Annotated in this window: 23 protein-coding genes and 1 pseudogene; 13 read left to right on the forward strand and 11 right to left on the reverse strand. The window is 51.1% G+C overall.

Annotation, left to right across the window (positions count from 1 at the left end; genetic code table 11):
- Positions 1-2: 2 nt before the first annotated feature.
- On the reverse strand, positions 3-1466 hold the full coding sequence (locus tag KI228_RS11895) for a GGDEF domain-containing protein (RefSeq protein WP_061070052.1): 1464 nt from the start codon (positions 1464-1466) through the stop codon (positions 3-5).
- A 581-nt stretch (positions 1467-2047) separates the two neighbouring features.
- Between KI228_RS11895 and KI228_RS11900 the strand changes: the two genes are divergently transcribed.
- From KI228_RS11900 to KI228_RS11915, 4 genes are all read left to right on the forward strand, one after another.
- Complete coding sequence (locus KI228_RS11900; protein ID WP_044257720.1) at positions 2048-2230, forward strand: con-10 family general stress protein; 183 nt, start codon at positions 2048-2050, stop codon at positions 2228-2230.
- Positions 2231-2318: 88 nt separating this feature from the next.
- On the forward strand, positions 2319-2819 hold the full coding sequence (locus tag KI228_RS11905; RefSeq protein WP_043000522.1) for a YciE/YciF ferroxidase family protein: 501 nt from the start codon (positions 2319-2321) through the stop codon (positions 2817-2819).
- Between the two features lie 64 nt (positions 2820-2883).
- The gene (locus tag KI228_RS11910) at positions 2884-3390 is read left to right on the forward strand and encodes a ferritin-like domain-containing protein (protein WP_043000521.1); all 507 of its coding nucleotides are present in this window, start codon (positions 2884-2886) and stop codon (positions 3388-3390) included.
- A 20-nt stretch (positions 3391-3410) separates the two neighbouring features.
- Positions 3411-4289, forward strand: coding sequence for a manganese catalase family protein (locus KI228_RS11915; RefSeq protein ID WP_044267184.1), 879 nt, complete (start codon positions 3411-3413; stop codon positions 4287-4289).
- A gap of 74 nt (positions 4290-4363) precedes the next feature.
- Here the strand turns inward: KI228_RS11915 and ompW are convergent, their stop codons facing one another.
- Positions 4364-5017, reverse strand: a complete 654-nt coding sequence (ompW, locus tag KI228_RS11920; RefSeq protein WP_043000519.1) for an outer membrane protein OmpW — start codon at positions 5015-5017, stop codon at positions 4364-4366.
- Between the two features lie 251 nt (positions 5018-5268).
- On the opposite strand from ompW, the pseudogene KI228_RS11925 reads away from it, so the two are divergent.
- The 5 genes and pseudogenes from KI228_RS11925 to yciA all read left to right on the forward strand — a co-directional run.
- Positions 5269-5346 (forward strand): annotated as a pseudogene (locus KI228_RS11925) (YkgJ family cysteine cluster protein); the annotation flags it as partial.
- Between the two features lie 28 nt (positions 5347-5374).
- The gene (locus tag KI228_RS11930; protein WP_044257714.1) at positions 5375-6118 is read left to right on the forward strand and encodes a YciC family protein; all 744 of its coding nucleotides are present in this window, start codon (positions 5375-5377) and stop codon (positions 6116-6118) included.
- Between the two features lie 55 nt (positions 6119-6173).
- Positions 6174-6713, forward strand: coding sequence for a septation protein A (locus KI228_RS11935; RefSeq protein WP_043000517.1), 540 nt, complete (start codon positions 6174-6176; stop codon positions 6711-6713).
- Between the two features lie 175 nt (positions 6714-6888).
- Positions 6889-9075 (forward strand): TonB-dependent siderophore receptor, encoded by a 2187-nt coding sequence (locus KI228_RS11940; RefSeq protein WP_061070050.1) that lies wholly within the window; start codon positions 6889-6891, stop codon positions 9073-9075.
- Between the two features lie 99 nt (positions 9076-9174).
- Entirely contained in the window at positions 9175-9573 is a 399-nt protein-coding gene (gene yciA / locus KI228_RS11945) for an acyl-CoA thioester hydrolase YciA (protein WP_141227539.1), read from the forward strand.
- A 48-nt stretch (positions 9574-9621) separates the two neighbouring features.
- Here yciA and tonB read toward each other — a convergent pair whose 3' ends face one another.
- A complete protein-coding gene (tonB, locus tag KI228_RS11950) occupies positions 9622-10338 on the reverse strand; it encodes a TonB system transport protein TonB (RefSeq protein WP_054176350.1) in 717 nt (238 codons plus the stop codon).
- Positions 10339-10550: 212 nt separating this feature from the next.
- On the opposite strand from tonB, the gene KI228_RS11955 reads away from it, so the two are divergent.
- The gene (locus KI228_RS11955) at positions 10551-10847 is read left to right on the forward strand and encodes a YciI family protein (protein ID WP_043000514.1); all 297 of its coding nucleotides are present in this window, start codon (positions 10551-10553) and stop codon (positions 10845-10847) included.
- Between the two features lie 41 nt (positions 10848-10888).
- Here the strand turns inward: KI228_RS11955 and KI228_RS11960 are convergent, their stop codons facing one another.
- A complete protein-coding gene (locus KI228_RS11960; RefSeq protein WP_086512586.1) occupies positions 10889-11062 on the reverse strand; it encodes a YciY family protein in 174 nt (57 codons plus the stop codon).
- A 141-nt stretch (positions 11063-11203) separates the two neighbouring features.
- On the opposite strand from KI228_RS11960, the gene cls reads away from it, so the two are divergent.
- Complete coding sequence (gene cls / locus KI228_RS11965) at positions 11204-12664, forward strand: cardiolipin synthase (protein WP_043000513.1); 1461 nt, start codon at positions 11204-11206, stop codon at positions 12662-12664.
- A gap of 34 nt (positions 12665-12698) precedes the next feature.
- Positions 12699-13028: an HI1450 family dsDNA-mimic protein gene (locus tag KI228_RS11970; protein WP_043000512.1), complete on the forward strand. Its 330-nt coding sequence runs from the start codon at positions 12699-12701 to the stop codon at positions 13026-13028.
- A gap of 35 nt (positions 13029-13063) precedes the next feature.
- On the opposite strand, the gene KI228_RS11975 is transcribed toward KI228_RS11970, so the two are convergent.
- From KI228_RS11975 to ychE, 7 genes are all read right to left on the reverse strand, one after another.
- Positions 13064-13900: an ion transporter gene (locus KI228_RS11975; protein ID WP_043000511.1), complete on the reverse strand. Its 837-nt coding sequence runs from the start codon at positions 13898-13900 to the stop codon at positions 13064-13066.
- A 47-nt stretch (positions 13901-13947) separates the two neighbouring features.
- Entirely contained in the window at positions 13948-14952 is a 1005-nt protein-coding gene (gene oppF, locus KI228_RS11980; protein ID WP_043000510.1) for a murein tripeptide/oligopeptide ABC transporter ATP-binding protein OppF, read from the reverse strand.
- On the reverse strand, positions 14949-15962 hold the full coding sequence (oppD, locus tag KI228_RS11985; protein WP_061070048.1) for a murein tripeptide/oligopeptide ABC transporter ATP-binding protein OppD: 1014 nt from the start codon (positions 15960-15962) through the stop codon (positions 14949-14951). The genes oppF and oppD overlap by 4 nt, the downstream gene beginning before the upstream one ends.
- Before the next feature lie 11 nt (positions 15963-15973).
- The gene (oppC, locus tag KI228_RS11990; protein ID WP_044267192.1) at positions 15974-16882 is read right to left on the reverse strand and encodes an oligopeptide ABC transporter permease OppC; all 909 of its coding nucleotides are present in this window, start codon (positions 16880-16882) and stop codon (positions 15974-15976) included.
- A gap of 14 nt (positions 16883-16896) precedes the next feature.
- On the reverse strand, positions 16897-17817 hold the full coding sequence (oppB, locus tag KI228_RS11995; RefSeq protein ID WP_043000507.1) for an oligopeptide ABC transporter permease OppB: 921 nt from the start codon (positions 17815-17817) through the stop codon (positions 16897-16899).
- 119 nt (positions 17818-17936) lie between these two features.
- The gene (oppA, locus tag KI228_RS12000; protein WP_043000506.1) at positions 17937-19565 is read right to left on the reverse strand and encodes an oligopeptide ABC transporter substrate-binding protein OppA; all 1629 of its coding nucleotides are present in this window, start codon (positions 19563-19565) and stop codon (positions 17937-17939) included.
- A 752-nt stretch (positions 19566-20317) separates the two neighbouring features.
- Positions 20318-20965, reverse strand: coding sequence for an NAAT family transporter YchE (ychE, locus tag KI228_RS12005; protein ID WP_043000505.1), 648 nt, complete (start codon positions 20963-20965; stop codon positions 20318-20320).
- 476 nt (positions 20966-21441) lie between these two features.
- Between ychE and adhE the strand changes: the two genes are divergently transcribed.
- Entirely contained in the window at positions 21442-24117 is a 2676-nt protein-coding gene (adhE, locus tag KI228_RS12010) for a bifunctional acetaldehyde-CoA/alcohol dehydrogenase (protein ID WP_043000504.1), read from the forward strand.
- Positions 24118-24213 lie beyond the last annotated feature (96 nt).

The raw sequence follows: 24213 nt of genomic DNA on the forward strand, positions 1-24213 counted from the left end.
CATTATTTAGCCTGCTTCATTTTGTACATCTCGCCATCTGCATACTGAATGGCATCATCAATGCCCTCAGTCACTTCGGCTACGCCCCATGAGATGGAAAGCGGCACCTGCGTCTCCTTCACGAGAAACTGATACTCTTTGATTTGCTGGGTGATACGTTCCGCGATGGCGACCGCATCGCTCGTTTTCGCCTTATACAGCACAATCACGAACTCATCTCCCCCGGTGCGAATCACCAGATCGTCACTGGTGCGGGTATTGGACAACATCCGGTTGGCAATAATCTGTAACGCTCTGTCCCCGGCAACGTGTCCCCAGGTGTCGTTAATTGCTTTGAATTTATTGCAATCAACCAACACCACCGAACTGTCAGAGAGATCCCGCCGCTTGATGATGTCGAGAATTTTACGGTTGAAACAGCCCGTCAACGAGTCGATGTAGACTTTCAGATCGCTCTCATTTAGCCAGGATTTTAACCCCATCATGATCAGTACAAAGAAGAACGGTGCCATCAGGATCAGCAACCCCGCCTGGGTGTCATGCATCGCAAACCCACTGAGCGAGATAGCGTAGTGAATGACATATTTCTCAGAGAGCACTTTGAAGGCAATTTCCGGACGCTTTTTACATTCCCCCCACAGACAAAGCGACTGCTGATTCAAAGTATTCACCAGCGAAACGTTCAGCCCATGCGGCACCTGTCCATCAAAGGCGTCGCGTAATGCCTCCTGAAGTTCCGGCTTCGCATGATCGTAAACCAGATAGCCAAGGATATGGTCGGAAATCTCAGTACGCGAGAGGTCATAAATATAACTCACGACGCTAAAGGCTTTCTCATCCGTGATTTTATCGTTATAAAAATCCGTGGAGCTTAAGGCCTTCGTTTTGACACTCTTTTCCAACAGGCGGGTATAAAAATCGACGGGAGGTAAAAAGAAGTCGGAGATATTCTGCGCCATTTGCGACGTACGATAATTAAACGCTTTGGTGTCAGTCGGCGTAAACCAGTAAAAATAGCTCGCATCCTCGGCAATAACGTAGCGATGAGCATCGAAATTTCCGGGGTTAAGCGCATTCACCCTACCGCGAATAAACTCAGCGGCGGTATACATGCACAGTGCGTTCAACGTCGGTTCACGCGCCACCATCGCGCCCGATGCGGAGTGAATGCGTTTCCTGTCGGCGTTAATTCCCCAGACCCTTCCACGAGGGAGAAATAGTGACATGGCACCACACTGATCGGCGGCTTTGATCTGCCGGTAGCGCACGCCGGTCGCATCCGCGATCATTTCATTATCATTGAAGATATCAAGCATCCGCGTTTGCAGGCGGTTCATTCCTTCATTGACTGCTGCCAGTCGCTGCTCATAAATAATAAACAAGAAAAGTGATGTAAATAGCAGCGTGGTTAGCGCTGAAATAATAAGTGCCTGTCTGTTTCTTAAACTGTCCTGCACGATTTTCACTAAGGCACCCTGAGCATCAACACGCTGTTAACACTACGTTATTCGATTTTAAGAAGGCAGTACAGGTCTCACGGGAGAATCTCGCCCTTCTGTCAGACGACTTGTGAGTAGAACCGCCCCGCTACAAATAATTTTAGTCTACCTGCGCCGCTTTACGTGGTGCGCAAACACTCAGCGTTAGCCTGTCATCAGGCTGAAAGCGCGGTTTTGATGCCTGCGTCCTCTGGGTTGTAGCACAGATCTGCGACCAGGAATATTCTTAAAGAGACAGTCTTATGATTATTTACAATGTCAACCCATCCACATAAATGTAAATTTACGTCAGTTACATTAACAGTATTAATATAACCACGCATTATGATACCCTGCGTTATTAATAGAAAAGTGAATTATAAGACGTTAAGTCGCTCATTTCTAAAGGGCAGCATTATTATTTTCTGATGGCTGTACCACATTATATTCCCCCCACGTGACAAATTCGTAACAATTTGACTATCCCGGGATAGCGACTAATTTTAGAAAGGTACCGACACTGGTCACAAATTAACAATTATGTTTACCAACGAAACAGGAGAAATAACATGGCCGAACATCGTGGTGGTTCTGGAAATTTCGCCGAGAATCGTGAGAAAGCATCAGAAGCGGGCCGTAAAGGTGGCCAACATAGCGGCGGTAATTTTAAAAATGATCCGCAACGTGCTTCTGAAGCAGGTAAAAAAGGCGGCCAAAACAGCCGTGGCGGAAATAAATCCGACAAATCGTAGACATCCTTTTGTTTTATAATTTTTAAGATTTATCGTTTACAAACGCTGCGAGTCTTTCGACTCGCAGTATCATCCCAGGAGAATAGAGATGAATATTAAAACTGTTGAAGATGTTTTTATCCACCTGCTTTCAGACACCTACAGCGCAGAAAAACAATTGACTCGGGCGTTATCGAAATTAGCCAGAGCCGCTTCCAGTGAAAAATTAAGCCAGGCATTTCAGGCACACCTTGAAGAGACACAGGGGCAAATTGAACGTATTGATCAGATCGTTGAATCCGAAGCGGGTCTTAAAGTAAAACGCATGAAGTGTGTGGCGATGGAAGGTCTGATCGAAGAGGCCAACGAGGTCATTGAGAGCACCGAGAAAAACGAAGTGCGTGACGCTGCGCTTATTGCCGCCGCACAGAAAGTTGAACACTATGAGATTGCCAGCTACGGCACTCTTGCCACTCTCGCAGAGCAACTGGGCTATCGCAAAGCAGTGAAACTGCTGAATGAAACCCTGGAAGAAGAGAAAGCAACCGATATTAAACTGACCGATTTAGCCATCGGCAACGTGAATAAGAAAGCGCAAAATAAATCCTGAATTATTTTTACCCTGGTTATTAAATATCCGCTTTTAATTAATTCATTCCCAGAGGACATTACAAATGAATGCTATCGAACATTATCATGACTGGCTTCGTGACGCCCATGCTATGGAAAAACAAGCCGAATCGATGCTGGAATCAATGGCGGGTCGTATCGATAACTATCCTGATCTACGCTCGAGAATTGAGCAACATATTAGCGAAACCAAACATCAAATTACGATTCTGGAAGAGATCCTCGACCGCAATAATATCTCACGTTCTGTCATTAAAGATTCGATGAGTAAAATGGCGGCGCTGGGACAATCCATTGGTGGTATTTTTCCATCTGATGAAATCGTAAAAGGTTCGATCAGCGGTTATGTTTTTGAACAATTCGAAATTGCCTGCTATACCTCCCTGCTTGCTGCGGCGCAAAAAGCAGGCGATACCGCCTCAATTCCGGCTATTGAATCTATTCTCAATGAAGAGAAACAAATGGCTGACTGGCTGATTAAGCATATTCCGCAAACGACGGAACAATTTTTACTGCGCTCGGAAACTGACGGCGTAGAAGCCAAAAAATAACAAATACATCAGGAGGCATAATGTTTCGACACGTTAAGCAACTTCAATATACGGTGCGAGTCAGCGAGCCTAACCCTGGTTTAGCGAATCTTTTGCTGGAGCAATTTGGCGGCCCACAGGGCGAACTGGCTGCGGCATGTCGTTACTTCACTCAGGGCCTGGGTGATGATGATGCTGGACGCAAAGAGATGCTGATGGACATTGCGACCGAAGAACTGAGTCACCTTGAAATCATCGGCTCCCTTGTCGGGATGCTGAATAAAGGGGCCAAAGGCGCATTGGCTGAGGGGACGGAAAATGAAGCCGAACTGTACCGATCCTTAACGGCAAATGGGAATGACAGCCATATCACCTCGCTGCTGTATGGCGGCGGTCCGGCCCTCACTAACTCCGCCGGTGTGCCCTGGACTGCGGCGTATATCGATACGATTGGCGAAGTGACAGCCGATTTACGCTCCAATATCGCAGCTGAAGCACGCGCTAAAATCATCTACGAACGCCTGATCAACGTAACGGACGATCCCGGTGTTAAGGATGCACTGGCATTTTTGATGACGCGCGAAGCGGCACACCAGCTCTCCTTTGAAAAGGCGCTCTACTCTATTCGTAATAATTTTCCGCCGGGCAAATTGCCGCCGGTCGAGCAATACACGAATGTGTATTACAACATGTCGCAAGGCGACGATCCGCGTGGAAGCTGGAACAGCGATGACTATTTCGATTATGTTGCCGATCCGCAGCCTGCCGTGGATGGCGGAGATGGCCTGGCGACCGTCAAACTGACCAAAGAGCAACAGGCGATGGTCAAAGCCATGGCGAAAAGGACCCAGTCCGATCCGAACGCAGACCCATTAACCGGCGCTGAGCTGGGTGATGGCGAACCAAAGGACAAAGCATAAGCAGATATAGCGATAAAACCGTGTGTGTCATGTCCCTGTTGACCCCGTAAATACGGGGTCTTTTTTTAGGCCAATCAGAAACGGTAACCGGCAGAGAACATAAATACCCACGGGTCGAGGCGGATGTTGTCGTTGTAACGACCTTCCGGCAGTACGGCGCCGTTAGATTTATATTTGGCTTCGGTATCAATATCCATGTACCACACTGACATGTTGATCAGCCAGTCGCGGTTGATGAGATAATCCAGACCGACTTGCCCTGCCACACCCCACGAGTCTTTCAGACTAAGATCGGACAGCCCTGCATTCTGACCATCATCATTGAATTTCGTGTCGAAAAAGGTGGTGTAGTTAACGCCTGCGCCAACATAAGGACGCAGTTTGCTGCTGGAATCACCGAAATACCACTGCGCCATCAGGGTTGGCGGCAGGTGATGAACGGTGGCGATATCACCGGTCGCCTGCGTGCCTACTTTATGGCGGAATGGCGTTGCCGCCAGCAGTTCAACACCGATGTTATCGGTCGCCATATAAGTGAATGTCAAACCTAACTGCGTGTTGTTACTGACATTAAAGCCGCCTAAATGGCCTAACGTTCCATCCGCACCTTCCGTCGGTCTTACCGTCGCCGAACCGGCACGAATAAAGAACTCGCCAGCTTCATGCGCGTAAACGCTGCCAGAGAGAAGTGTACATACTGCCAACGCCGCCACTGTTAATTTTTTCATATCCGCTCCATCGTTATGGTTATAAATACGTTACAAATATACCTACATTGGAGTAATAAGTGATCTCTCCAGGGTCACATTCGACTATCAAATTCAATGTTTGGTGATCCAGATTAAAGTAGAAGTGGTATTAAAAATACAATTATTGGAATCAGATCAATTTTTAATATTTCCATGATGAATGCATTTCTTGCGTTTTTTGCGTTTGTTAAAACTGACTCCCCGTAGATTTGTTGAGCAAATTACTCTGGCTTTACAAAGATATGCTTTTCCATACACCCCTTGATGCTGCCACTGCGCAGTTATCCAGGGTACAATTGCATGCTTAACAACACCTGCAGAACTCAAGGAGAGTGCATGTCTATCACGGCGAAATCTGTATACCGTGACACCGGGAATTTTTTCCGTAATCAATTTTTAACCATCCTGCTGATCTCGCTGCTGTGCGCGTTCATAACGGTGGTATTAGGGCATGCCTTCTCACCCAGCGATGCGCAGATTGCGCAACTGAGTGAAGGGGATCATCTTGAAGGAAGCGTAGGCTTGTTCGAACTGGTGCAAAACATGACGCCGGAGCAGCAGCAGATCCTGTTGCGCGCCTCGGCAGCGTCTACCTTTTCAGGACTGATTGGTAATGCCGTCCTGGCCGGTGGCGTTCTGCTGATGATTCAGTTAATTTCAGCCGGTCATCGCGTCAGCGCCCTGCGCGCGATCGGTGCCAGTGCGCCGATCCTGCCGCGTCTGTTCATCCTGATTTTACTGACGACCCTGCTGGTACAGCTCGGGATTATGCTGGTCGTGGTACCAGGCATCCTGTTGGCAATCCTGCTGGCGCTTGCGCCGATTATGCTGGTTCAGGATAAAATGGGTGTATTCGCCGCAATGCGCAACAGTATGCGTCTGGCGTGGTCTAATATGCGACTGGTCGCCCCGGCGGTGATGGGCTGGCTGCTGGCAAAAACGCTACTGTTGCTGTTTGCCTCCAGCTTTGCTGCGCTTGACCCTAACGTTGGCGCCGTTATCGCGAATACGTTGAGCAATCTGATCTCCGCCATATTGCTCATCTACCTGTTCCGTCTGTATATGTTGATTCGCCAATAACCCTGTCTGCGTCGCCGGCAGTAATGCCCGACGCGTTTGATTACGGAATCGAAGAATGAAGCAGTTTCTTGATTTTTTACCGCTGGTTGTCTTCTTTGTTTTTTACAAAGTGTACGACATCTATGCGGCCACCTCGGCGCTCATTGTCGCAACGGCAATCGTGCTCATCTACAGCTGGGTTCGCTATCGCAAAGTTGAAAAAATGGCGCTGATCACTTTTGTTCTGGTGGCCGTGTTCGGCGGGTTAACCCTCTTCTTCCATAATGATGAGTTTATTAAATGGAAAGTGACGGTGATTTACGGCCTGTTTGCCGGTGCGCTTCTGGTTAGCCAGTGGATCATGAAAAAGCCGCTGATCCAGCGCATGCTGGGTAAAGAACTGACGCTACCACAGCCGGTCTGGTCTAAGCTCAACCTCGCGTGGGCCATCTTCTTTATTCTGTGTGGGCTTGCCAATATCTACATCGCCTTCTGGCTACCGCAAAATATCTGGGTGAACTTTAAGGTATTCGGCCTCACCGCCTTGACGCTGATCTTTACCCTGTTGAGTGGTGTTTATATCTATCGCCATCTCCCGCAAGAAGACAAATCGTAAATGCTCATCCAACCAGGCCCATGGGCCTGGTTTTGCTTTCTGCACAATCCCTGCCGTACTCGCCCTAAATTGCCTGAATCGTGAAGATATTATGGAGATTGCCTTCACAACATTGAAATGAGAATAATTATCATTGATATTCCGTATCGAATTTTTACAATTGGGATGTCAGTTGATGAATACGATAACAAAAATTTCTCCACGCCCTCTGGCGCTTTTGATTGCCACAGCATTAAGCGGAAATGCATTCGCCGCAGACGACGTTCTGAACGACGGTGAAACGATGGTCGTCCAGGCCACCGCCGAAGAAGCTCTCAAACAACAACCCGGTGTTTCTATTATCACCGCCAAAGACATTGAAAAATCCCCACCGGTCAACGACCTCTCCGATATTATTCGCACCATGCCCGGTGTGAACCTGACGGGCAACAGCGCCAGCGGCAGTCGGGGAAATAACCGTCAGATTGATATTCGCGGCATGGGTCCGGAAAACACGCTGATCCTGATTGACGGCGTACCGGTCACCTCGCGAAACTCGGTGCGCTATAGCTGGCGCGGGGAGCGTGATACCCGTGGTGACACAAACTGGGTACCGGCAGAGATGGTCGAGCGTATTGAGGTGCTGCGCGGCCCGGCAGCGGCACGTTACGGTTCCGGCGCGGCGGGTGGCGTCGTAAATATCATCACTAAACGGCCAACGAACGACTGGCATGGCTCGCTGTCTCTTTATACCAACCAGCCCGAGAACAGCAAAGAAGGTGCCACCAGGCGAGCGAACGTCAATCTGAGCGGCCCGCTCATTGACGATGTTCTCACCATGCGTTTGTATGGCAACATCAACAAAACTGACGCCGATGCGGCGGATATCAATACCCGGCAAAATGGATCCTATGCCGCAGGGCACGAAGGGGTGCGCAATAAAGACATCAACGCCCTGCTCTCCTGGAAACTGACGCCACAGCAAATTGTCGATTTTGACTACAGCTACAATCGTCAGGGCAATATCTATGCCGGGGATACCCAGTATAGCAACGCTAACGTCAGTCCTGACGGGCTGGTCAGTACCCTTTACGGCGATGAAACCAACCGGATGTATCGTCAGTCGTGGGGGCTGACGCATAACGGCATCTGGGACTGGGGGCAGTCTACATTCGGCGTCTACTACGAAAAAACCAATAACACCCGAATGCAGGAAGGCTCGACCGGTAAAGTGGAAGGGATGATCAATAACACCGAATACGCCACCAGCCGCCTGGAATCTTATCGTTCTTCCGGAGAACTCAACATCCCTGTCTTCTGGCTGGTTGATCAAACCCTGACGGTGGGTGCGGAGTGGAACCGTGACGAACTCAACGATCCGGCGTCTATGCAGGCCACCAGCGCATCCGGCGTGCAGATTGGCAATGTCTCCGGTGACGCCTCCAGTCGCAGTTCCAAAAATAGCGCCACGCTCACCGGTATATATCTGGAAGATAATATCGAAGCGCGGCCTGGCACGGATATTATTCCGGGGATCCGTTTTGACTATCACGACGAATTTGGCAGCAACTGGAGCCCCAGTCTGAATATGTCGCAGGAACTGGGCGATCTGTTTAAGCTGAAAGCCGGGATTGCGCGCGTCTTTAAAGCGCCAAACCTGTATCAGTCCAGCGAGGGATATTTGCTCTCCACGCGCGGCAACGGGTGTCCGAATACTATCGCCACCGGCAGTTGTTATCTGCTGGGTAATCCGGATCTGGACCCGGAAATCAGTATTAACAAAGAGATCGGCCTGGAATTTAATTACGCTGGGTGGGATGCGGGAATCACCTGGTTCCGTAATGACTATAAGAATAAAATCGTCGCCGGGACCGATATTATCGGTTACGCCTCCAACGGAAATAACATCCTGCAATGGGAAAATGGTGGCAAAGCGATTGTCGAAGGTCTGGAAGGTAACGTGGTGATTCCGCTGGTGCCGGAAACGTTAAGCTGGCGCACAAACGCGACGTATATGATCAAATCAGAGAACAAGGACACCGGTAACCCGCTCTCCGTGATCCCGAAATACACCATTAATACCCTGCTCGACTGGCAGGTGAACGACAAGCTTTCCACGCAGCTACAGTGGACGCAGTACGGTCGACAAAAACCGCGCGAGTATGCTGAAACGCGCAACGAAACGGGTGCCATGTCGGATAAGGAGATAGGTGCCTACGCGGTTGTCGGACTCGGCGCTAATTACCAGATGACGAAAAACTTGCGCCTGAATGCCGGGATCAGTAACCTCTTCGACAAGCGGATCTATCGTGAAAACGATGGTGCCTCAACCTACAACGAACCCGGACGCGCTTACTATGCGGGCGTAACGATGTCATTCTAATCACCCAAACGCCCGTCTCGCGGGCGTTTCCCCTCTGTTCTCCATGCTAAAATCATAGTAGCATCGCGCCTGAAATTTTTTTCTACAGTCGGTTTTACAATGACAACAACAACTCACGCCCCGCAGGGCGAACTGGTTTTACGCACACTGGCTATGCCTGCCGATACCAATGCCAACGGTGATATTTTTGGCGGCTGGCTGATGTCGCAGATGGATATTGGCGGTGCTATTCAGGCCAAAGAGATTGCCCATGGTCGCGTGGTGACCGTCCGCGTGGAAGGAATGAGCTTTCTGCGTCCGGTTGCCGTCGGCGATGTGGTATGTTGCTACACCCGTTGCGTGAAGCGCGGAACCACTTCCGTCAGCATCAATATTGAAGTCTGGGTCAAGAAAGTGGCGTCAGAGCCAATTGGCCAGCGCTACAAAGCGACAGAGGCACTGTTTATCTACGTCGCGGTAGATCCAGACGGTAAACCCCGCCCGCTACCGGTAGAATAAATACAAAAAAGCCTCCATTACGGAGGCTTTTACGTTATCACCAGATGATCATTCGATTTGCGTGGTGCCGTTCAGACGGAAGACGATATTCACGACCAGCCCTGAACCCGGTTTACCGGCTTCATAGCGCCATCTGCGCATCGCATTCTTCACTTCACGTTCAAACATGTTAGCCGGTTGCGCTGACACGATTTGTACGTTGTCCACCCGGCCATCGGACGTAACATCAAACTTCACTTTTACCCGCCCCTCAATGCGTAATGCCTGAGCGCGCGCAGGATACTGCGGCTGGTTACGCGTTAACGCACGTGGACCTGCCGGAACGCTCACTGTCGGCTTGCTGGTTGCCGGCGCAGTGCTGGTGGCCGGACGCGAAGGCGCGGTATTCTCAAACGGCGACGCCGGACGCGGCTCGGCAGGTTTGACATCACGCTTCGGCTGCTCCTGTACCTTTTTCACCGGTTTCGGTTTGGGCTTGGGTTTAGGCTTCGGTTTCTCGATAACAACCGGCACCTCTTTGGGCGGTTCGGGAATCGGTTCCGGCTCAGGTTCAGGCTCGACAACCGGTTCCGGCGGCGGCTGGACAGCCTGCGGCGGTTCCAGGTCGGCTGGCGAAACCATCGTTACGGAGATGGGCTGCGCAGGGGCAGGCAATTCAATAACCTGATGTACCGAGGTATACAAGAGTCCCGCCACTAAAGCGCCATGAATGCCGACAGAAAGTAGCGTCGGCCAGGGAAAGCGACGAGGTAAATCAAGGGTCATTGAAGTCATAATCGTTTCAGTTGAAAAACCAGGCCCCAATTTTAAATGCAAATAGCAATCATATTCAATAAGCCATCGCCATAAGCGCCATTTTTCTCCTAAAAATTCCCTGACAATTGTACGGCCTTAACAAGGCTGTCATCTTTGCGTTGCAGTAAAGAGGCCTTTCAAATAACGTATTTAGCACTTTTACCGAACAAGGAGCCCTATCCGTGCTTTATGTCATCTACGCGCAAGATAACCCGAATTCACTTGAAAAGCGTCTTTCCGTCCGCCCCGCGCATCTGGCACGACTACAGTTGCTTCACGACGAAGGACGTCTCCTGACTGCAGGCCCCATGCCAGCGGTAGATAGTAACGATCCCGGTGCGGCAGGTTTTACCGGCTCGACGGTGATTGCTGAATTTGACTCACTGGAAGAGGCGCAATCCTGGGCCGAGGCTGACCCGTATGTTGCCGCCGGGGTTTACGCGCAGGTTTCAGTGAAACCCTTTAAGAAGACGTTCTGAAAGACGTGTTCATTGGGCACCGCATGCGGTGCCCTGTTCACTCAGAGGCTATGGATCGCAAACAGCAGCGAATTACGTTGCTGATTCAGGACACATTTTCTGATTGAGTGGATCCGCATATTCCGACGCGACTGTCCTTCAAGCCAACGCGCTTTACGGCGACTGGCCTGACGCAGCATCCGCCAGCGTCCCACTTCCGTTCTACTCCGCTTCATGATACCTACTCTTACAGTGCAAGAATGGGCATTATACCCCCCACAGACAGGCAGGCTAGCGCTTTTGCCGTGTTTTTATTTGCCAGATTTATCATGACGCGTAAACTCATAACAATACGCTTTCAAAAGGATTTTTAATCTATGACAACCTTCTACACGGTGGTGAGTTGGCTGGTCATTCTGGGCTACTGGGTGCTCATTGCCGGTGTAACATTACGTATTTTAATGAAACGTCGCGCGGTTCCTTCTGCGATGGCCTGGCTGCTGATCATTTATATTCTGCCGTTGGTCGGAATTATTGCTTATTTATCCTTCGGGGAACTGCATCTGGGCAAGCGTCGGGCAGAACGCGCTCGCGCAATGTGGCCATCCACCGCAAAGTGGCTGAACGATCTTAAAGCCTGCAAACATATCTTTGCCGAAGAGAACAGCAGCGTCGCCGCTTCGCTGTTCAAACTCTGTGAGCGTCGCCAGGGCATCGCGGGGGTTAAAGGCAACCAACTCCAGTTGCTCACCGATTCTGACGATGTGATGCAGGCGCTGATCCGCGATATTCAGTTGGCACGACATAACATCGAAATGGTGTTCTATATCTGGCAACCTGGCGGTATGGCGGATCAGGTGGCGGAATCCCTGATGGCTGCCGCACGACGCGGGATCCATTGCCGACTCATGCTGGACTCTGCCGGTAGCGTCGCTTTCTTCCGCAGCCCCTGGGCGGCGATGATGCGCAACGCTGGTATCGAAGTGGTCGAAGCGCTGAAGGTTAACCTGTTCCGTGTGTTCCTGCGCCGCATGGACCTGCGTCAGCACCGCAAAATGGTGATGATTGATAACTATATTGCTTATACCGGTAGTATGAATATGGTGGATCCGCGCTTTTTCAAACAGGATGCGGGCGTCGGTCAGTGGGTGGATCTGATGGCGCGGATGGAAGGTCCGGTGGCAACCGCAATGGGCATCGTCTATTCCTGCGACTGGGAGATTGAAACCGGCAAACGCATTCTGCCTCCGCCGCCGGACGTCAACATAATGCCGTTCGAAGAGGCCAGCGGACACACAATTCATACCATCGCTTCCGGCCCAGGCTTTCCGGAAGATCTGATACACCAGGCGCTGCTGACGGCGGCTTACTCGGCGCGTGAGTATTTAATTATGACCACCCCCTACTTCGTGCCGAGCGACGATTTGCTGCATGCCATCTGTACAGCGGCGCAGCGCGGTGTGGACGTCAGTATTATTCTGCCACGCAAGAACGATTCACTCCTGGTTGGCTGGGCCAGCCGCGCCTTCTTTACCGAGCTGTTGGCGGCCGGGGTGAAAATTTATCAGTTCGAAGGCGGTCTGTTGCATACCAAGAGCGTACTGGTCGATGGTGAACTCAGTCTGGTCGGGACCGTGAATCTGGATATGCGCAGTCTGTGGCTGAATTTTGAGATCACGCTGGTGATTGATGACGTCGGATTCGGCGGCGATCTGGCGGCTGTGCAGGACGATTATATCTCCCGTTCTCGCCTGCTGGACGCGAATTTGTGGCTAAAACGCCCGCTCTGGCAGCGGATCACCGAGCGACTGTTTTACTTCTTCAGTCCGTTGCTGTAAAACGTGCCCAAGAGACGGTAAACAGGTAGTCACTATGGATATGGATCTGAACAATCGCCTGACTGAAGACGAAACGCTTGAGCAGGCTTACGATATTTTTCTCGAACTGGCGGCCGATAACCTCGACCCGGCGGACATTATTCTGTTCAACCTGCAGTTTGAGGAGCGCGGCGGCGCGGAGTTATTTGACCCGTCAGAAGACTGGCAGGATCACGTGGATTATGACCTGAACCCGGACTTCTTTGCCGAAGTGGTGATTGGTCTGGCAGACAGTGAAGACGGCGAGATCAACGATATTTTTGCCCGCGTGTTGCTGTGTCGCGAAAAAAATCACAAGCTCTGCCATATTCTCTGGCGCGAATAATCAAAGACAAGAGCCGCAATCGCGGCTCTTTTTATTTAGTCCGGCAATTTACTGCCGCAGTGGTTACAAAATTTCGCGCTATGTTCATGCTGGCTCTGCTGGCACTGTGGGCATTGGCGCTGTTGATTCCGCTTTTGAAACGCCATGCTCATATGCGTGGTGATCAACCCAGTAGGAATGGCAATCACTGAATAGCCAATCAAAATCAGGACTGATGCTACAATCCGCCCCAATGGCGTATGTGGCGAAATATCGCCATACCCAACCGTCGTGACGGTCACAATCGCCCAGTAGACCGACGCATTCAGCGTGGTGAATCCATATTCCGGTCCTTCGATGAGATACATCAGCGTGCCGAAAATAATCATCAAAATGCCGATAAACGAATAAAACAGAATCAGTTGATGCCGGGCACTCATAATCGCCCGCCAGAATACCCGTAATGAAGGCATAAAACGCAACAGCTTAAGGATCCGCAGGATACGAATGGCCCGCATAGCCCGCCAGGCAAAAACGTAATTGAGGCTGATTTCCGGCCACAGCCACATCACATACAACGGCAGAATAGTCGCTAAATCAATTAAGCCCCAGAAGCTGAAGACATATTTCGCCGGATTCGGCCAGCTCACTAAACGCAGCAAATATTCCAGCGTAAAGACCAGCGTGATGATGAGTTCAAGCCAGACAAAAATATGCCACTCATCAAGCGTCAGGTGATATTGCGTGCCAAGGCCCGATTCAATAAAAATAACCAGCACGCTCAACAGCGCGAACAGAGCACATAACCCCTCGCCCCGTCGCCCTGAGCGGGTGTTCAGATCGAACAAGCGGTGATAAATCTGCCTGCGAAGCGATGACAAGGAAAACGACACGATAACCTCTGCGAAAAGAAGGGCTGACAGTTTGTCAGCCCTTGCGATTATAGCGGGTCTACTTTAAGGCAGGAAACCGCATGCCGGAAACTGCCTTCCAGTACCGGACGCGTTTTCGCACATTCCGGGCCGGCTATCGGACAACGGGTACGGAATACACAGCCTGACGGCGGGTTAATCGGTGACGGCAATTCCCCTTCCAGTAGCTGAATCGTCTTGTTCTTTTCCAGATCGGGATCGGGAATCGGTACCGCCGACATCAGCGCTTTAGTGTAGGGATGCAGTGGGTTGTGATAGACCTCGTCATAGGTCCCCAGTTCCACGGCATGACCCAGATACATCACCAGCACGCGATCAGAGATATGTTTTACGACCGCCAGGTCATGAGCGATGAAGATCAGCGACAGCCCCATTTCCCGCTGAAGCTGCTGCAAGAGGTTGACGACCTGCGCCTGAATTGACACGTCCAACGCGGAGACCGGCTCATCGCAGATGATCAGCTTCGGCTCCAGAATCAACGCCCGGGCAATCCCGATACGCTGGCACTGACCGCCCGAAAACTCATGCGGATAGCGGTTAATCAGGTTTGGCAGTAAGCCCACCTTCATCATCATCGCTTTCACCCGATCGCGCACTTCCTGACGCGGTAATTTCGGATGATAGGTCCGCAGCGGTTCAGCGATGATTTCACCAATGGTCATGCGAGGGTTCAGCGATGCCAGCGGATCCTGGAAAATCATCTGAATATCACTGCGAACGTCCCGCCATTCATCGGGGTTCATCCCCAGCAGGTCTTTACCCAACCATGCCACCCGACCATCGGTCGCTTTTACCAGCCCGATAATGGCCCGGGCAAAGGTCGACTTCCCGCAGCCGGATTCGCCAACGACCCCCAGCGTCTCTCCTTCATACAGCCGCAGCGTCACGCCATCGACTGCCTTCAGCGTTTTTGAGGGCTGCCAGAACCACTGCTTGCCATCTTTAATATCGAAATGCACCTTCAGATCGGCGATTTCCAGGAGGACTTTACGTTTTTCATCTACAGCGTTCATGCCAGATCCTCCACCGGTTTAAAGCAGGCACGCAGGCGACCTGGACTGAACTCCTCCAGCGGCGGAGTGGTGCTACAAATCTCCATCGCATGCGGACAGCGCGGCTGGAACGGACAGCCTTTCGGCAGACGCAGTAAGTTGGGCGGGTTCCCCGGAATCGTCAGCATCTCGTCACCTTCGCCATCCAGACGCGGCACCGCATTGAGAAGACCTATCGAATAAGGATGAACGGGCTGATAAAAGACATCGCGGGCATTACCGTATTCCATCGTCCGACCGGCATACATCACCAGCACTTTGTCGCAGATCCCGGCCACCACCCCAAGATCGTGGGTAATCATGATGATGGCGGTGTTGAATTCACGCTTCAGTTCATTGAGAAGCGTCATGATTTGCGCCTGCACGGTAACATCCAGGGCGGTCGTCGGTTCGTCGGCAATCAGTAACTTCGGCCGGCACAGCAGCGCCATTGCGATCATCACGCGCTGACGCATACCGCCAGAAAATTCATGCGGGAACATTTTCATCCGCTTACGCGCTTCCGGCATTTTGACCGCATCCAGCATTCTGACCGACTCTTCAAACGCCTCCGCTTTGCTCATGCTTTTATGCAGCATCAGCACTTCCATCAGTTGCTCCCCGACACGCATGTAGGGATTCAGCGAGGTCATCGGGTCCTGAAAAATCATCGAGATTTGCTCGGCGCGCAGCTTATTCAGTTCGTACTCCGGCAGATTGAGGATCTCGCGGCCGCTAAACGTCGCCGAACCGCCTATCCGGCCATTCGCGGCCAGCAGCCCCATCAACGCAAACGCGGTCTGTGATTTACCTGAACCAGACTCACCGACGATGCCGAGGGTTTCTCCGGCGCGCAGCGTAAAGTTCAAATCATTCACCGCGGTGACATCACCGTCCGGGGTACTGAACGACACACGAAGATCTTTTACGTCCAGCAGTGCGTTAGCCCTTTGCTGCGCGAACGGCACGCCTGCAGTTTCAATTACGCTCATGGCTGCACTCCTTAACGGTCTTTCGGGTCGAGGGCATCACGCAAGCCATCGCCAATAAAGTTAAAACAGAACAACGTCACCACCAGAAAAGCGGCCGGGAACAGCAGTAGCCACGGCGACACTTCCATCGAGTTGGCGCCATCGCTCAGCAACGCGCCCCAACTGCTCAGCGGCTCCTGCGTCCCCAGCCCCAGGAAGCTGAGGAACGATTCGAACAGGATCATGCTTGGCACCAGCAAGGAGGCGTACACCACCACCACGCCCAGCACGTTAGGCACAATATGACGCAGGACGATGTTACCGGTCGACACGCCGCCCACCTGCGCGGCTTCAATAAATTCTTTCCGCTTCAGGCTCAGGGTTTGCCCGCGCACAATACGCGCCATATCCAGCCAGGAAACCATCCCGATCGCCACAAAAATCAGCAGAATATTTTGCCCGAAGAAGGTGACCAGCAGGATAACGAAGAACATAAACGGGAAGGAGTTGAGGATTTCCAGCAGGCGCATCATCACCGAGTCGATTTTGCCGCCCAGATAGCCTGAAAGCGAGCCGTACAGCGTCCCCACGACCACCGCAACGAGCGCGGCCGCGATGCCGACCATCAGCGAGATCCGCCCGCCAATCGCCACGCGCACCAGCAGGTCGCGTCCAGAGGAGTCGGTACCAAAATAGTGACCAGACTCGCTATCCGGCGCGCTGGACATCATGCCCCAGTCGGTATCGAAGTAGGTGAACTGCGACAGCATCGGTGCCAGCGTCACGAACAGCGCAATCATCACCAACACGATCAGACTGGCAACCGCAGCGCGGTTATGCATAAAACGACGGCGAGCATCCTGCCACAGGCTGCGCCCCTCGACCTCCAGCTTCTCACTGAAATTCTCCAGCGCTTCGCTGTTTTTCTTACCTAACATCATCGCGAGCTCCAGTATCAGTATCGAATTTTCGGGTCGATGACGGCATAGAGCACGTCAACAATCGCATTAAAGACAATGGTCAATGTCCCCACGAGGATCGTCAGACTGAGAACCAGCGAGTAATCGCGGTTCAGCGCGCCGTTAACAAACAGCTGACCAATCCCCGGCAAACCATAGATTGTCTCAATGACCATTGAACCTGTGATAATCCCGACAAATGCCGGTCCCATATAGGAGAGCACCGGGAGTAACGCCGGTTTCAACGCATGGCGGAAAATAATACGGCGCATCGGCAGCCCTTTCGCTCGCGCGGTGCGAATGAAGTTTGAGTGCAGCACTTCAATCATTGAGCCACGGGTGATACGCGCAATACTGGCAATATAGGCCAGTGATAACGCCACCATCGGCAGGATCATAAATTTCAGCGCCCCGCCATTCCAGCCGCCACCCGGCAGCCATTTGAGGGTGATCGCAAATATCATGACCAGCAGAGGCGCGACCACAAAGCTCGGTATTACCACCCCGGTCATCGCCACCCCCATGACCGCATAGTCCCATCGCGTGTTTTGCTTCAACGCGGCAATTACGCCAGCGCTCACCCCGAGGATCACGGCCAGAAAAAAGGCGGCAAGACCCAGTTTCGCCGATACCGGAAAACTCGAAGCGACCAGGTCGTTAACCGTATAATCTTTGTATTTAAAGGAAGGACCGAAATCACCGTGCGCCAGTTGCTTCAGATAGCTGAAATACTGGGTCATGATAGGGTCGTTAAGATGGTATTTCGCTTCAATGTTTGCCAGAACTTCTGCCGGCAGCGCGCGTTCACCGGTGAAGGGACTTCCCGGCGCAAGACGCATCATAAAGAACGAAATGGTAATAAGAATAAACAGCGTCGGAATTGCTTCCAGACAGCGGCGTAGAATAAATTTCAACATTGCCCGTACCTTCTGGCGTGTGCCTTTACACCTCTTCACGCAGAACCGCTAATGAGAGGTGTTGAGAGTCGACGAAAAAAGACACTGTGGGGCAACGTCTGCTGCCCCACCCTTTGCCATTAATGCTTGATAATATACAAATCTTTGACGTGGATATTATCCATCGGGTCTTTACCGGTATAACCACCCACCCACGGTTTCACCAGACGGGCGTTGACGTAGTAGAACACCGGCACAATCGCAGAATCTTTATCAAGCTGCTGCTCGGCTTTGCCGTAAAGCTCAGTACGCTGCTCTTCATTCGTTGCTTTCAGCGCATCGGCAAGGATCTTGTCAAACGCCGGGCTCTTATAATGCGTCGTGTTGTTTGAGCTGTCAGACAACACCATGTTCAGGAAGGAAGTCGGTTCGTTGTAATCCGCACACCAGGCCGCACGAGAAACATCATAGTTGCCCTGATGACGCGTATCGAGGAAGGTTTTCCATTCCTGGTTTTCCAGCTTGACGTTCACACCTAAGTTTTTCTTCCAGATGGACGCCGCGGCGATAGCCAGTTTCTTGTGCAGATCGGACGTGTTATACAGCAGGTTGAAGGTCAACGGTTTATCAGCGGTATATCCGGCTTCGGCCAGTAATTTTTTCGCTTCTTCGTTACGTTTTTCCTGCGTCCAGCCAAACCATTCTGGTTCAGCCAGTTTTGCGCCGTCAGTATACGGAGGCGTGAAGCTGTATGCCGGCAGGTCGCCCTGGTTTTTCACTTTATTAACGATAATATCGCGGTCCAGCGCCAGCTTAAGCGCGGTACGCACGCGGACATCCGTAAACGGTGCTTTCTGGTTATTGATTTCGTAATAGTAGGTGCACAGATACGGGTCAACGTGAACTTCGTTCGGGATCTCTTTTTTCAGTTTCTGGAACAGTTCAATCGGCATGTTGTTATAGGTCATGTCGATTTCACCGCTGCGGTAACGGTTAACGTCTGTCACCTCTGATGCGATCGGCAGGTACGTCACCTGATTAATGACCGTTTTGGCGTTGTCCCAGTAATTAGGATTGCGCTCGAGCACGATATGCTCGTTAACCACCCAGTCTTTCAGCTTATACGCACCGTTGGTGATAATATTGGCTGGCTGAGTCCACTTCTCACCGTATTTTTCAACGGCGGCTTTAGGAACCGGGGAAACGGATGAGTGCACCAGCAGTTTGTAGAAATAAGGTACAGGCTCGCTGAGGGTCACTTCAAAGGTATTATCATCAATGGCTTTAACGCCAAGATCGGTTGGCGGTTTCTTGCCGGCAACGATGTCATCAATATTGACGATATGACCATACTGCAGATAACTGGCGTACGGGGATGCGGTATTCGGATTCGCCAGACGCTGCCAACTGTAAACAAAATCGTGAGCCGTCACCGGTGAGCCATCAGACCATTTTGCGTCTTTGCGCAGATGGAATGTCCAGACTTTAAAATCTTTATTTTCCCATTTCTCAGCCACGCCCGGAGACGGTTTACCGTCGACGTCACTGATGATTAAACCTTCAAACAGATCGCGGCTGATATTGGATTCCGGCACCCCTTCGATTTTATGCGGATCGAGAGACTGAACTTCCGAACCATTATTTCGCACCAGCGTCTGCTTTTCCGCCAGTTGCACACCTGCGGGGACGACGGCAGCTGTCGCGACATTTCCGGCGATGAGCGCAGTTAAAATTCCTGCCGCCACTAAACTTTTCTTCGTGTTGGTCATTGTGTTTGTACTCCCTCATTATAATTACTGGTTTTATCACCAGCCTGTTAATCCCGTCAGGGATCTCTGATCAGCTTCGGAGACTTTCAGCTGCCAGGTCGTTTACTGCCTGCTATCACCGACTTTATTTATTCTGGCGATTCGTTTGATCACCTTACGTCGATTCGTTATGCACCTCCCCTGTCAGGGGGCGCATGAATAGTGGCTAAACTGCTTTGTTGATATTTATTCTCATCAACGAACAATCCGCTGCAATATGAACTGTCGGAAAGTAACAAAAGCATTTATTAACCGCCAATACAATTTACAGATTTGTTAAGCAATTCTCTTTTAGAGAAAAAATTGCGTTCCGGCGGAACGTTCCGAAACAGGAAAAATGACAACAATCGCTTAGCAATCAATCAATTAGTGACACACCATTCGTCTGAGACCCTTGAGCTTTGCAACAGGCGGATAAATATACAAAAATTTAACAATTGATTATTTTTTAGCACATTCATCTGCGAGTTCATTGAATTAACTAATATCATCTCAATTATCCTTCAGCAAGCCCCGGATTGTGATGTGAGCAAAATAACAATGCAGAGCCTCGCAAAGGGACTAAAAAGACTGTTAAATCAAGGGACTTAATATCGACAGAGGCATCAGTGATTCCCGGTAAGCGGGACTGAAAGTAAGAAAGGTGACGAGACGGGATGATAAAAAAGACGGAGCCGTGAACAGCTCCGTGGGATATTTCATCTGAAAGCGAATTAGCTTAAAAGCCCTGGAAATATGGCCTTAATACCGGTGACAATAAACTCGATGCCCAGCGCCATTAAGAGTAGCCCCATAATTCGGGTAATCACGTTAATACCCGTTTGGCCCAGAACACGCACCAACCACGGTGCCATGCGGAAAAGTCCCCAACAGCACAGGGCAAAAAGCGCAATCGCCACAAAGAAGCCAAGCAGGTACATCACACTGTGATAACGCGTTCCCCACACAATGGTTGAACTGATCGCGCCGGGGCCTGCCATCAGCGGCAGCGCCAGGGGAACCACACCTACACTTTCACGGATCGCCGTTTCTGATTTTTCCTGCTTGTTCTGCTTATCCTCGCCCAGTTTGCCGCTAATCATCGACATCGCAATGGTGACCACAAGGATCCCGCCGGCGATACGAAACGAATCAATTGAGATACCGAACAGTTGCAGAATGCCGTCGCCGAGGAATAGCGAGGTCCACAGAATGATCGCAACGGACAGGTTAGCAGTGAGGTTCGTTTTGTTGCGCGCCGCCGCTGTCTGGTAGCTGGTCATACTGATGAAGACAGGAATAATCCCAACCGGGTTCACTAACGCGAACAACCCGATGAAAAATTTAAAATAAACAGGAAAATCAAACAGCGTTTGGATCACGGTTAGCTCCGAAGCGTTAGCCGTATAAAGTAAGTTAAAATAACCGGGTAAAAACCGTGCTGAAGATACGCCTTTTCACAGCACATTTCACCAGGGCAAACGTAAAATTGCTACCATTCCTGAGTGTTACTAATATGTTTTAATTATGATAATTTGAGACCCATTCACCACTACAATTACACAACACTTAGCGTTTAGGGCTAAAACGGCCTGCTGAAAGGTGTCAGCCTTGCTAAATCTTGATCCAGATCACGTAATCGCTACTCAGAAGTGAGTAACCTTGCTTACGCCACCTGGAAGTAACGCGTTAGAGTTAGATGACGCTGACGCATAAGCTCTTTTAGTAAATCAGAGCAAACTGAACGTTAAGTAACCAATTGATTTTCTGGCTGTTATACAAACTAACGCCCGCTGTCTATACTCACGTATCGAGCAGATGATTTACTAAAAAAGTTTAACATTATCAGGAGAGCATTATGGCTGTTACTAATGTCGCTGAACTTAACGCACTCGTCGAGCGCGTCAAAAAAGCCCAGCGTGAATATGCCAGTTTCACTCAAGAACAAGTTGATAAAATCTTCCGCGCCGCCGCTCTGGCTGCTGCAGATGCTCGAATTCCTCTCGCGAAGATGGCCGTTGCCGAATCCGGTATGGGTATCGTCGAAGATAAAGTGATTAAAAACCACTTTGCTTCTGAATACATCTATAACGCTTACAAAGATGAAAAAACCTGCGGCGTGCTGTCTGAAGACGACACCTTCGGGACCATCACCATTGCTGAACCAATTGGTATCATCTGCGGTATCGTACCAACCACTAACCCAACCTCTACGGCAATCTTTAAGTCTCTGATTAGCCTGAAAACCCGTAACGCGATCATCTTTTCTCCGCATCCGCGTGCAAAAGATGCTACCAACAAAGCGGCCGATATCGTACTGCAGGCTGCTATCGCTGCCGGTGCGCCGAAAGATCTGATTGGCTGGATCGATCAACCTTCCGTTGAACTGTCTAACGCACTGATGCACCATCCGGATATCAACCTGATTCTGGCGACCGGTGGTCCGGGCATGGTTAAAGCCGCATATAGCTCCGGTAAACCCGCTATCGGTGTGGGCGCAGGTAACACGCCAGTGGTTATTGATGAAACCGCTGATATCAAACGTGCAGTCGCCTCTGTACTGATGTCCAAAACCTTCGACAACGGCGTTATCTGTGCTTCTGAACAGTCTGTTGTTGTGGTTGATTCTGTTTACGATGCCGTTCGCGAACGTTTCGCCAGCCACGGCGGCTACATGCTGCAAGGCAAAGAGCTGAAAGCGGTTCAGGACGTGATCCTGAAAAATGGCGCGCTGAACGCCGCTATCGTAGGTCAGCCTGCGTACAAAATCGCTGAACTGGCAGGTTTCACTGTGCCAGAAACCACTAAGATCCTGATCGGTGAAGTGAAAGTGGTTGATGAGAGCGAACCGTTCGCTCACGAAAAACTGTCCCCGACGCTGGCGATGTACCGTGCGAAAGATTTTGAAGACGCGGTCATCAAAGCGGAGAAACTGGTGGCGATGGGCGGTATCGGTCATACCTCTTGCCTGTACACCGACCAGGACAACCAGCCGGAGCGCGTGGCTTACTTCGGTCAGATGATGAAAACCGCACGTATCCTGATCAACACCCCGGCATCTCAGGGTGGTATCGGTGACCTGTATAACTTCAAACTCGCACCTTCCCTGACTCTGGGTTGTGGTTCCTGGGGTGGTAACTCCATCTCTGAAAACGTTGGTCCGAAACACCTGATCAACAAGAAAACCGTTGCTAAGCGAGCTGAAAACATGTTGTGGCACAAACTTCCGAAATCTATCTACTTCCGCCGTGGCTCACTGCCAATCGCGCTGGATGAAGTGATTACTGATGGCCACAAACGTGCGCTCATCGTGACTGACCGCTTCCTGTTCAACAACGGTTATGCAGACCAGATCACCTCTGTACTGAAAGCGGCTGGCGTTGAAACTGAAGTGTTCTTTGAAGTGGAAGCGGACCCGACGCTCTCTGTTGTCCGTAAAGGTGCAGAGCTGGCAAACTCCTTCAAACCTGACGTGATCATTGCGCTGGGTGGCGGTTCCCCGATGGACGCCGCGAAAATCATGTGGGTGATGTACGAACATCCGGAAACTCACTTCGAAGAACTGGCGTTGCGCTTTATGGACATCCGTAAACGTATCTACAAGTTCCCGAAAATGGGTGTCAAAGCGAAAATGATTGCGGTCACCACCACTTCTGGTACCGGTTCTGAAGTAACTCCGTTTGCGGTTGTTACTGACGATGCGACCGGTCAGAAATACCCGCTGGCTGACTACGCCCTGACCCCGGATATGGCAATTGTCGATGCTAACCTGGTCATGGACATGCCGAAGTCCCTGTGTGCCTTCGGTGGTCTGGATGCCGTCACTCACGCCCTGGAAGCTTACGTTTCCGTACTGGCTTCTGAGTTCTCTGATGGTCAGGCACTGCAAGCGCTGAAACTGCTGAAAGAAAACCTGCCGGCGTCTTACAACGAAGGGTCTAAAAACCCGGTCGCCCGTGAACGTGTTCACAGTGCAGCCACTATCGCCGGTATCGCGTTTGCGAACGCCTTCCTCGGCGTGTGTCACTCCATGGCGCACAAACTGGGCTCACAGTTCCACATTCCGCATGGTCTGGCGAACGCCCTGTTGATCAGCAACGTTATTCGCTACAACGCGAACGACAACCCGACCAAACAGACTGCCTTCAGCCAGTATGACCGTCCGCAGGCACGCCGTCGTTATGCTGAAATCGCAGACCATCTGGGTCTGAGCGCACCGGGCGACCGTACTGCTGCGAAGATTGAGAAACTGCTGGCATGGCTGGAAAGCCTGAAAGCTGAACTGGGTATTCCGAAGTCAATCCGTGAAGCAGGCGTTCAGGAAGCTGACTTCCTGGCTCACGTTGACAAGCTGTCTGAAGATGCATTCGATGACCAGTGCACCGGCGCTAACCCGCGCTACCCGCTGATCTCCGAACTGAAACAGATCCTGCTGGATACCTTCTACGGTCGTGAGTTCTCTGAAGGCACCCCGGCGGCGAAAGAAGTTGCCGCTGCTCCGAAAGCAGAGAAAAAAGCAAAGAAATCTGCGTAATTCTCGCTGAACTGTTACAACGTAAAAGCGGCCTCTGATGAGGCCGCTTTTTTATCTCCGAAATCCGTCTCTGTTGTCGCCCCACGGTCGGGTCTG

The organism is Citrobacter amalonaticus (assembly GCF_018323885.1).
Classification (GTDB): domain Bacteria; phylum Pseudomonadota; class Gammaproteobacteria; order Enterobacterales; family Enterobacteriaceae; genus Citrobacter_A; species Citrobacter_A amalonaticus.

Coding starts and splice junctions, on each gene's coding strand:
- KI228_RS11900 (WP_044257720.1), top strand. CDS start 2,048: ATGGCCGAACATCGTGGTGGTTCTGGAAATTTCGCCGAGAATCGTGAG.
- KI228_RS11905 (WP_043000522.1), top strand. CDS start 2,319: ATGAATATTAAAACTGTTGAAGATGTTTTTATCCACCTGCTTTCAGAC.
- KI228_RS11910 (WP_043000521.1), top strand. CDS start 2,884: ATGAATGCTATCGAACATTATCATGACTGGCTTCGTGACGCCCATGCT.
- KI228_RS11915 (WP_044267184.1), top strand. CDS start 3,411: ATGTTTCGACACGTTAAGCAACTTCAATATACGGTGCGAGTCAGCGAG.
- ompW (WP_043000519.1), bottom strand. CDS start 5,017: ATGAAAAAATTAACAGTGGCGGCGTTGGCAGTATGTACACTTCTCTCT.
- KI228_RS11930 (WP_044257714.1), top strand. CDS start 5,375: ATGTCTATCACGGCGAAATCTGTATACCGTGACACCGGGAATTTTTTC.
- KI228_RS11935 (WP_043000517.1), top strand. CDS start 6,174: ATGAAGCAGTTTCTTGATTTTTTACCGCTGGTTGTCTTCTTTGTTTTT.
- KI228_RS11940 (WP_061070050.1), top strand. CDS start 6,889: ATGAATACGATAACAAAAATTTCTCCACGCCCTCTGGCGCTTTTGATT.
- yciA (WP_141227539.1), top strand. CDS start 9,175: ATGACAACAACAACTCACGCCCCGCAGGGCGAACTGGTTTTACGCACA.
- tonB (WP_054176350.1), bottom strand. CDS start 10,338: ATGACCCTTGATTTACCTCGTCGCTTTCCCTGGCCGACGCTACTTTCT.
- KI228_RS11960 (WP_086512586.1), bottom strand. CDS start 11,062: ATGAAGCGGAGTAGAACGGAAGTGGGACGCTGGCGGATGCTGCGTCAG.
- cls (WP_043000513.1), top strand. CDS start 11,204: ATGACAACCTTCTACACGGTGGTGAGTTGGCTGGTCATTCTGGGCTAC.
- KI228_RS11970 (WP_043000512.1), top strand. CDS start 12,699: ATGGATATGGATCTGAACAATCGCCTGACTGAAGACGAAACGCTTGAG.
- oppF (WP_043000510.1), bottom strand. CDS start 14,952: ATGAACGCTGTAGATGAAAAACGTAAAGTCCTCCTGGAAATCGCCGAT.
- oppD (WP_061070048.1), bottom strand. CDS start 15,962: ATGAGCGTAATTGAAACTGCAGGCGTGCCGTTCGCGCAGCAAAGGGCT.
- oppC (WP_044267192.1), bottom strand. CDS start 16,882: ATGATGTTAGGTAAGAAAAACAGCGAAGCGCTGGAGAATTTCAGTGAG.
- oppB (WP_043000507.1), bottom strand. CDS start 17,817: ATGTTGAAATTTATTCTACGCCGCTGTCTGGAAGCAATTCCGACGCTG.
- oppA (WP_043000506.1), bottom strand. CDS start 19,565: ATGACCAACACGAAGAAAAGTTTAGTGGCGGCAGGAATTTTAACTGCG.
- adhE (WP_043000504.1), top strand. CDS start 21,442: ATGGCTGTTACTAATGTCGCTGAACTTAACGCACTCGTCGAGCGCGTC.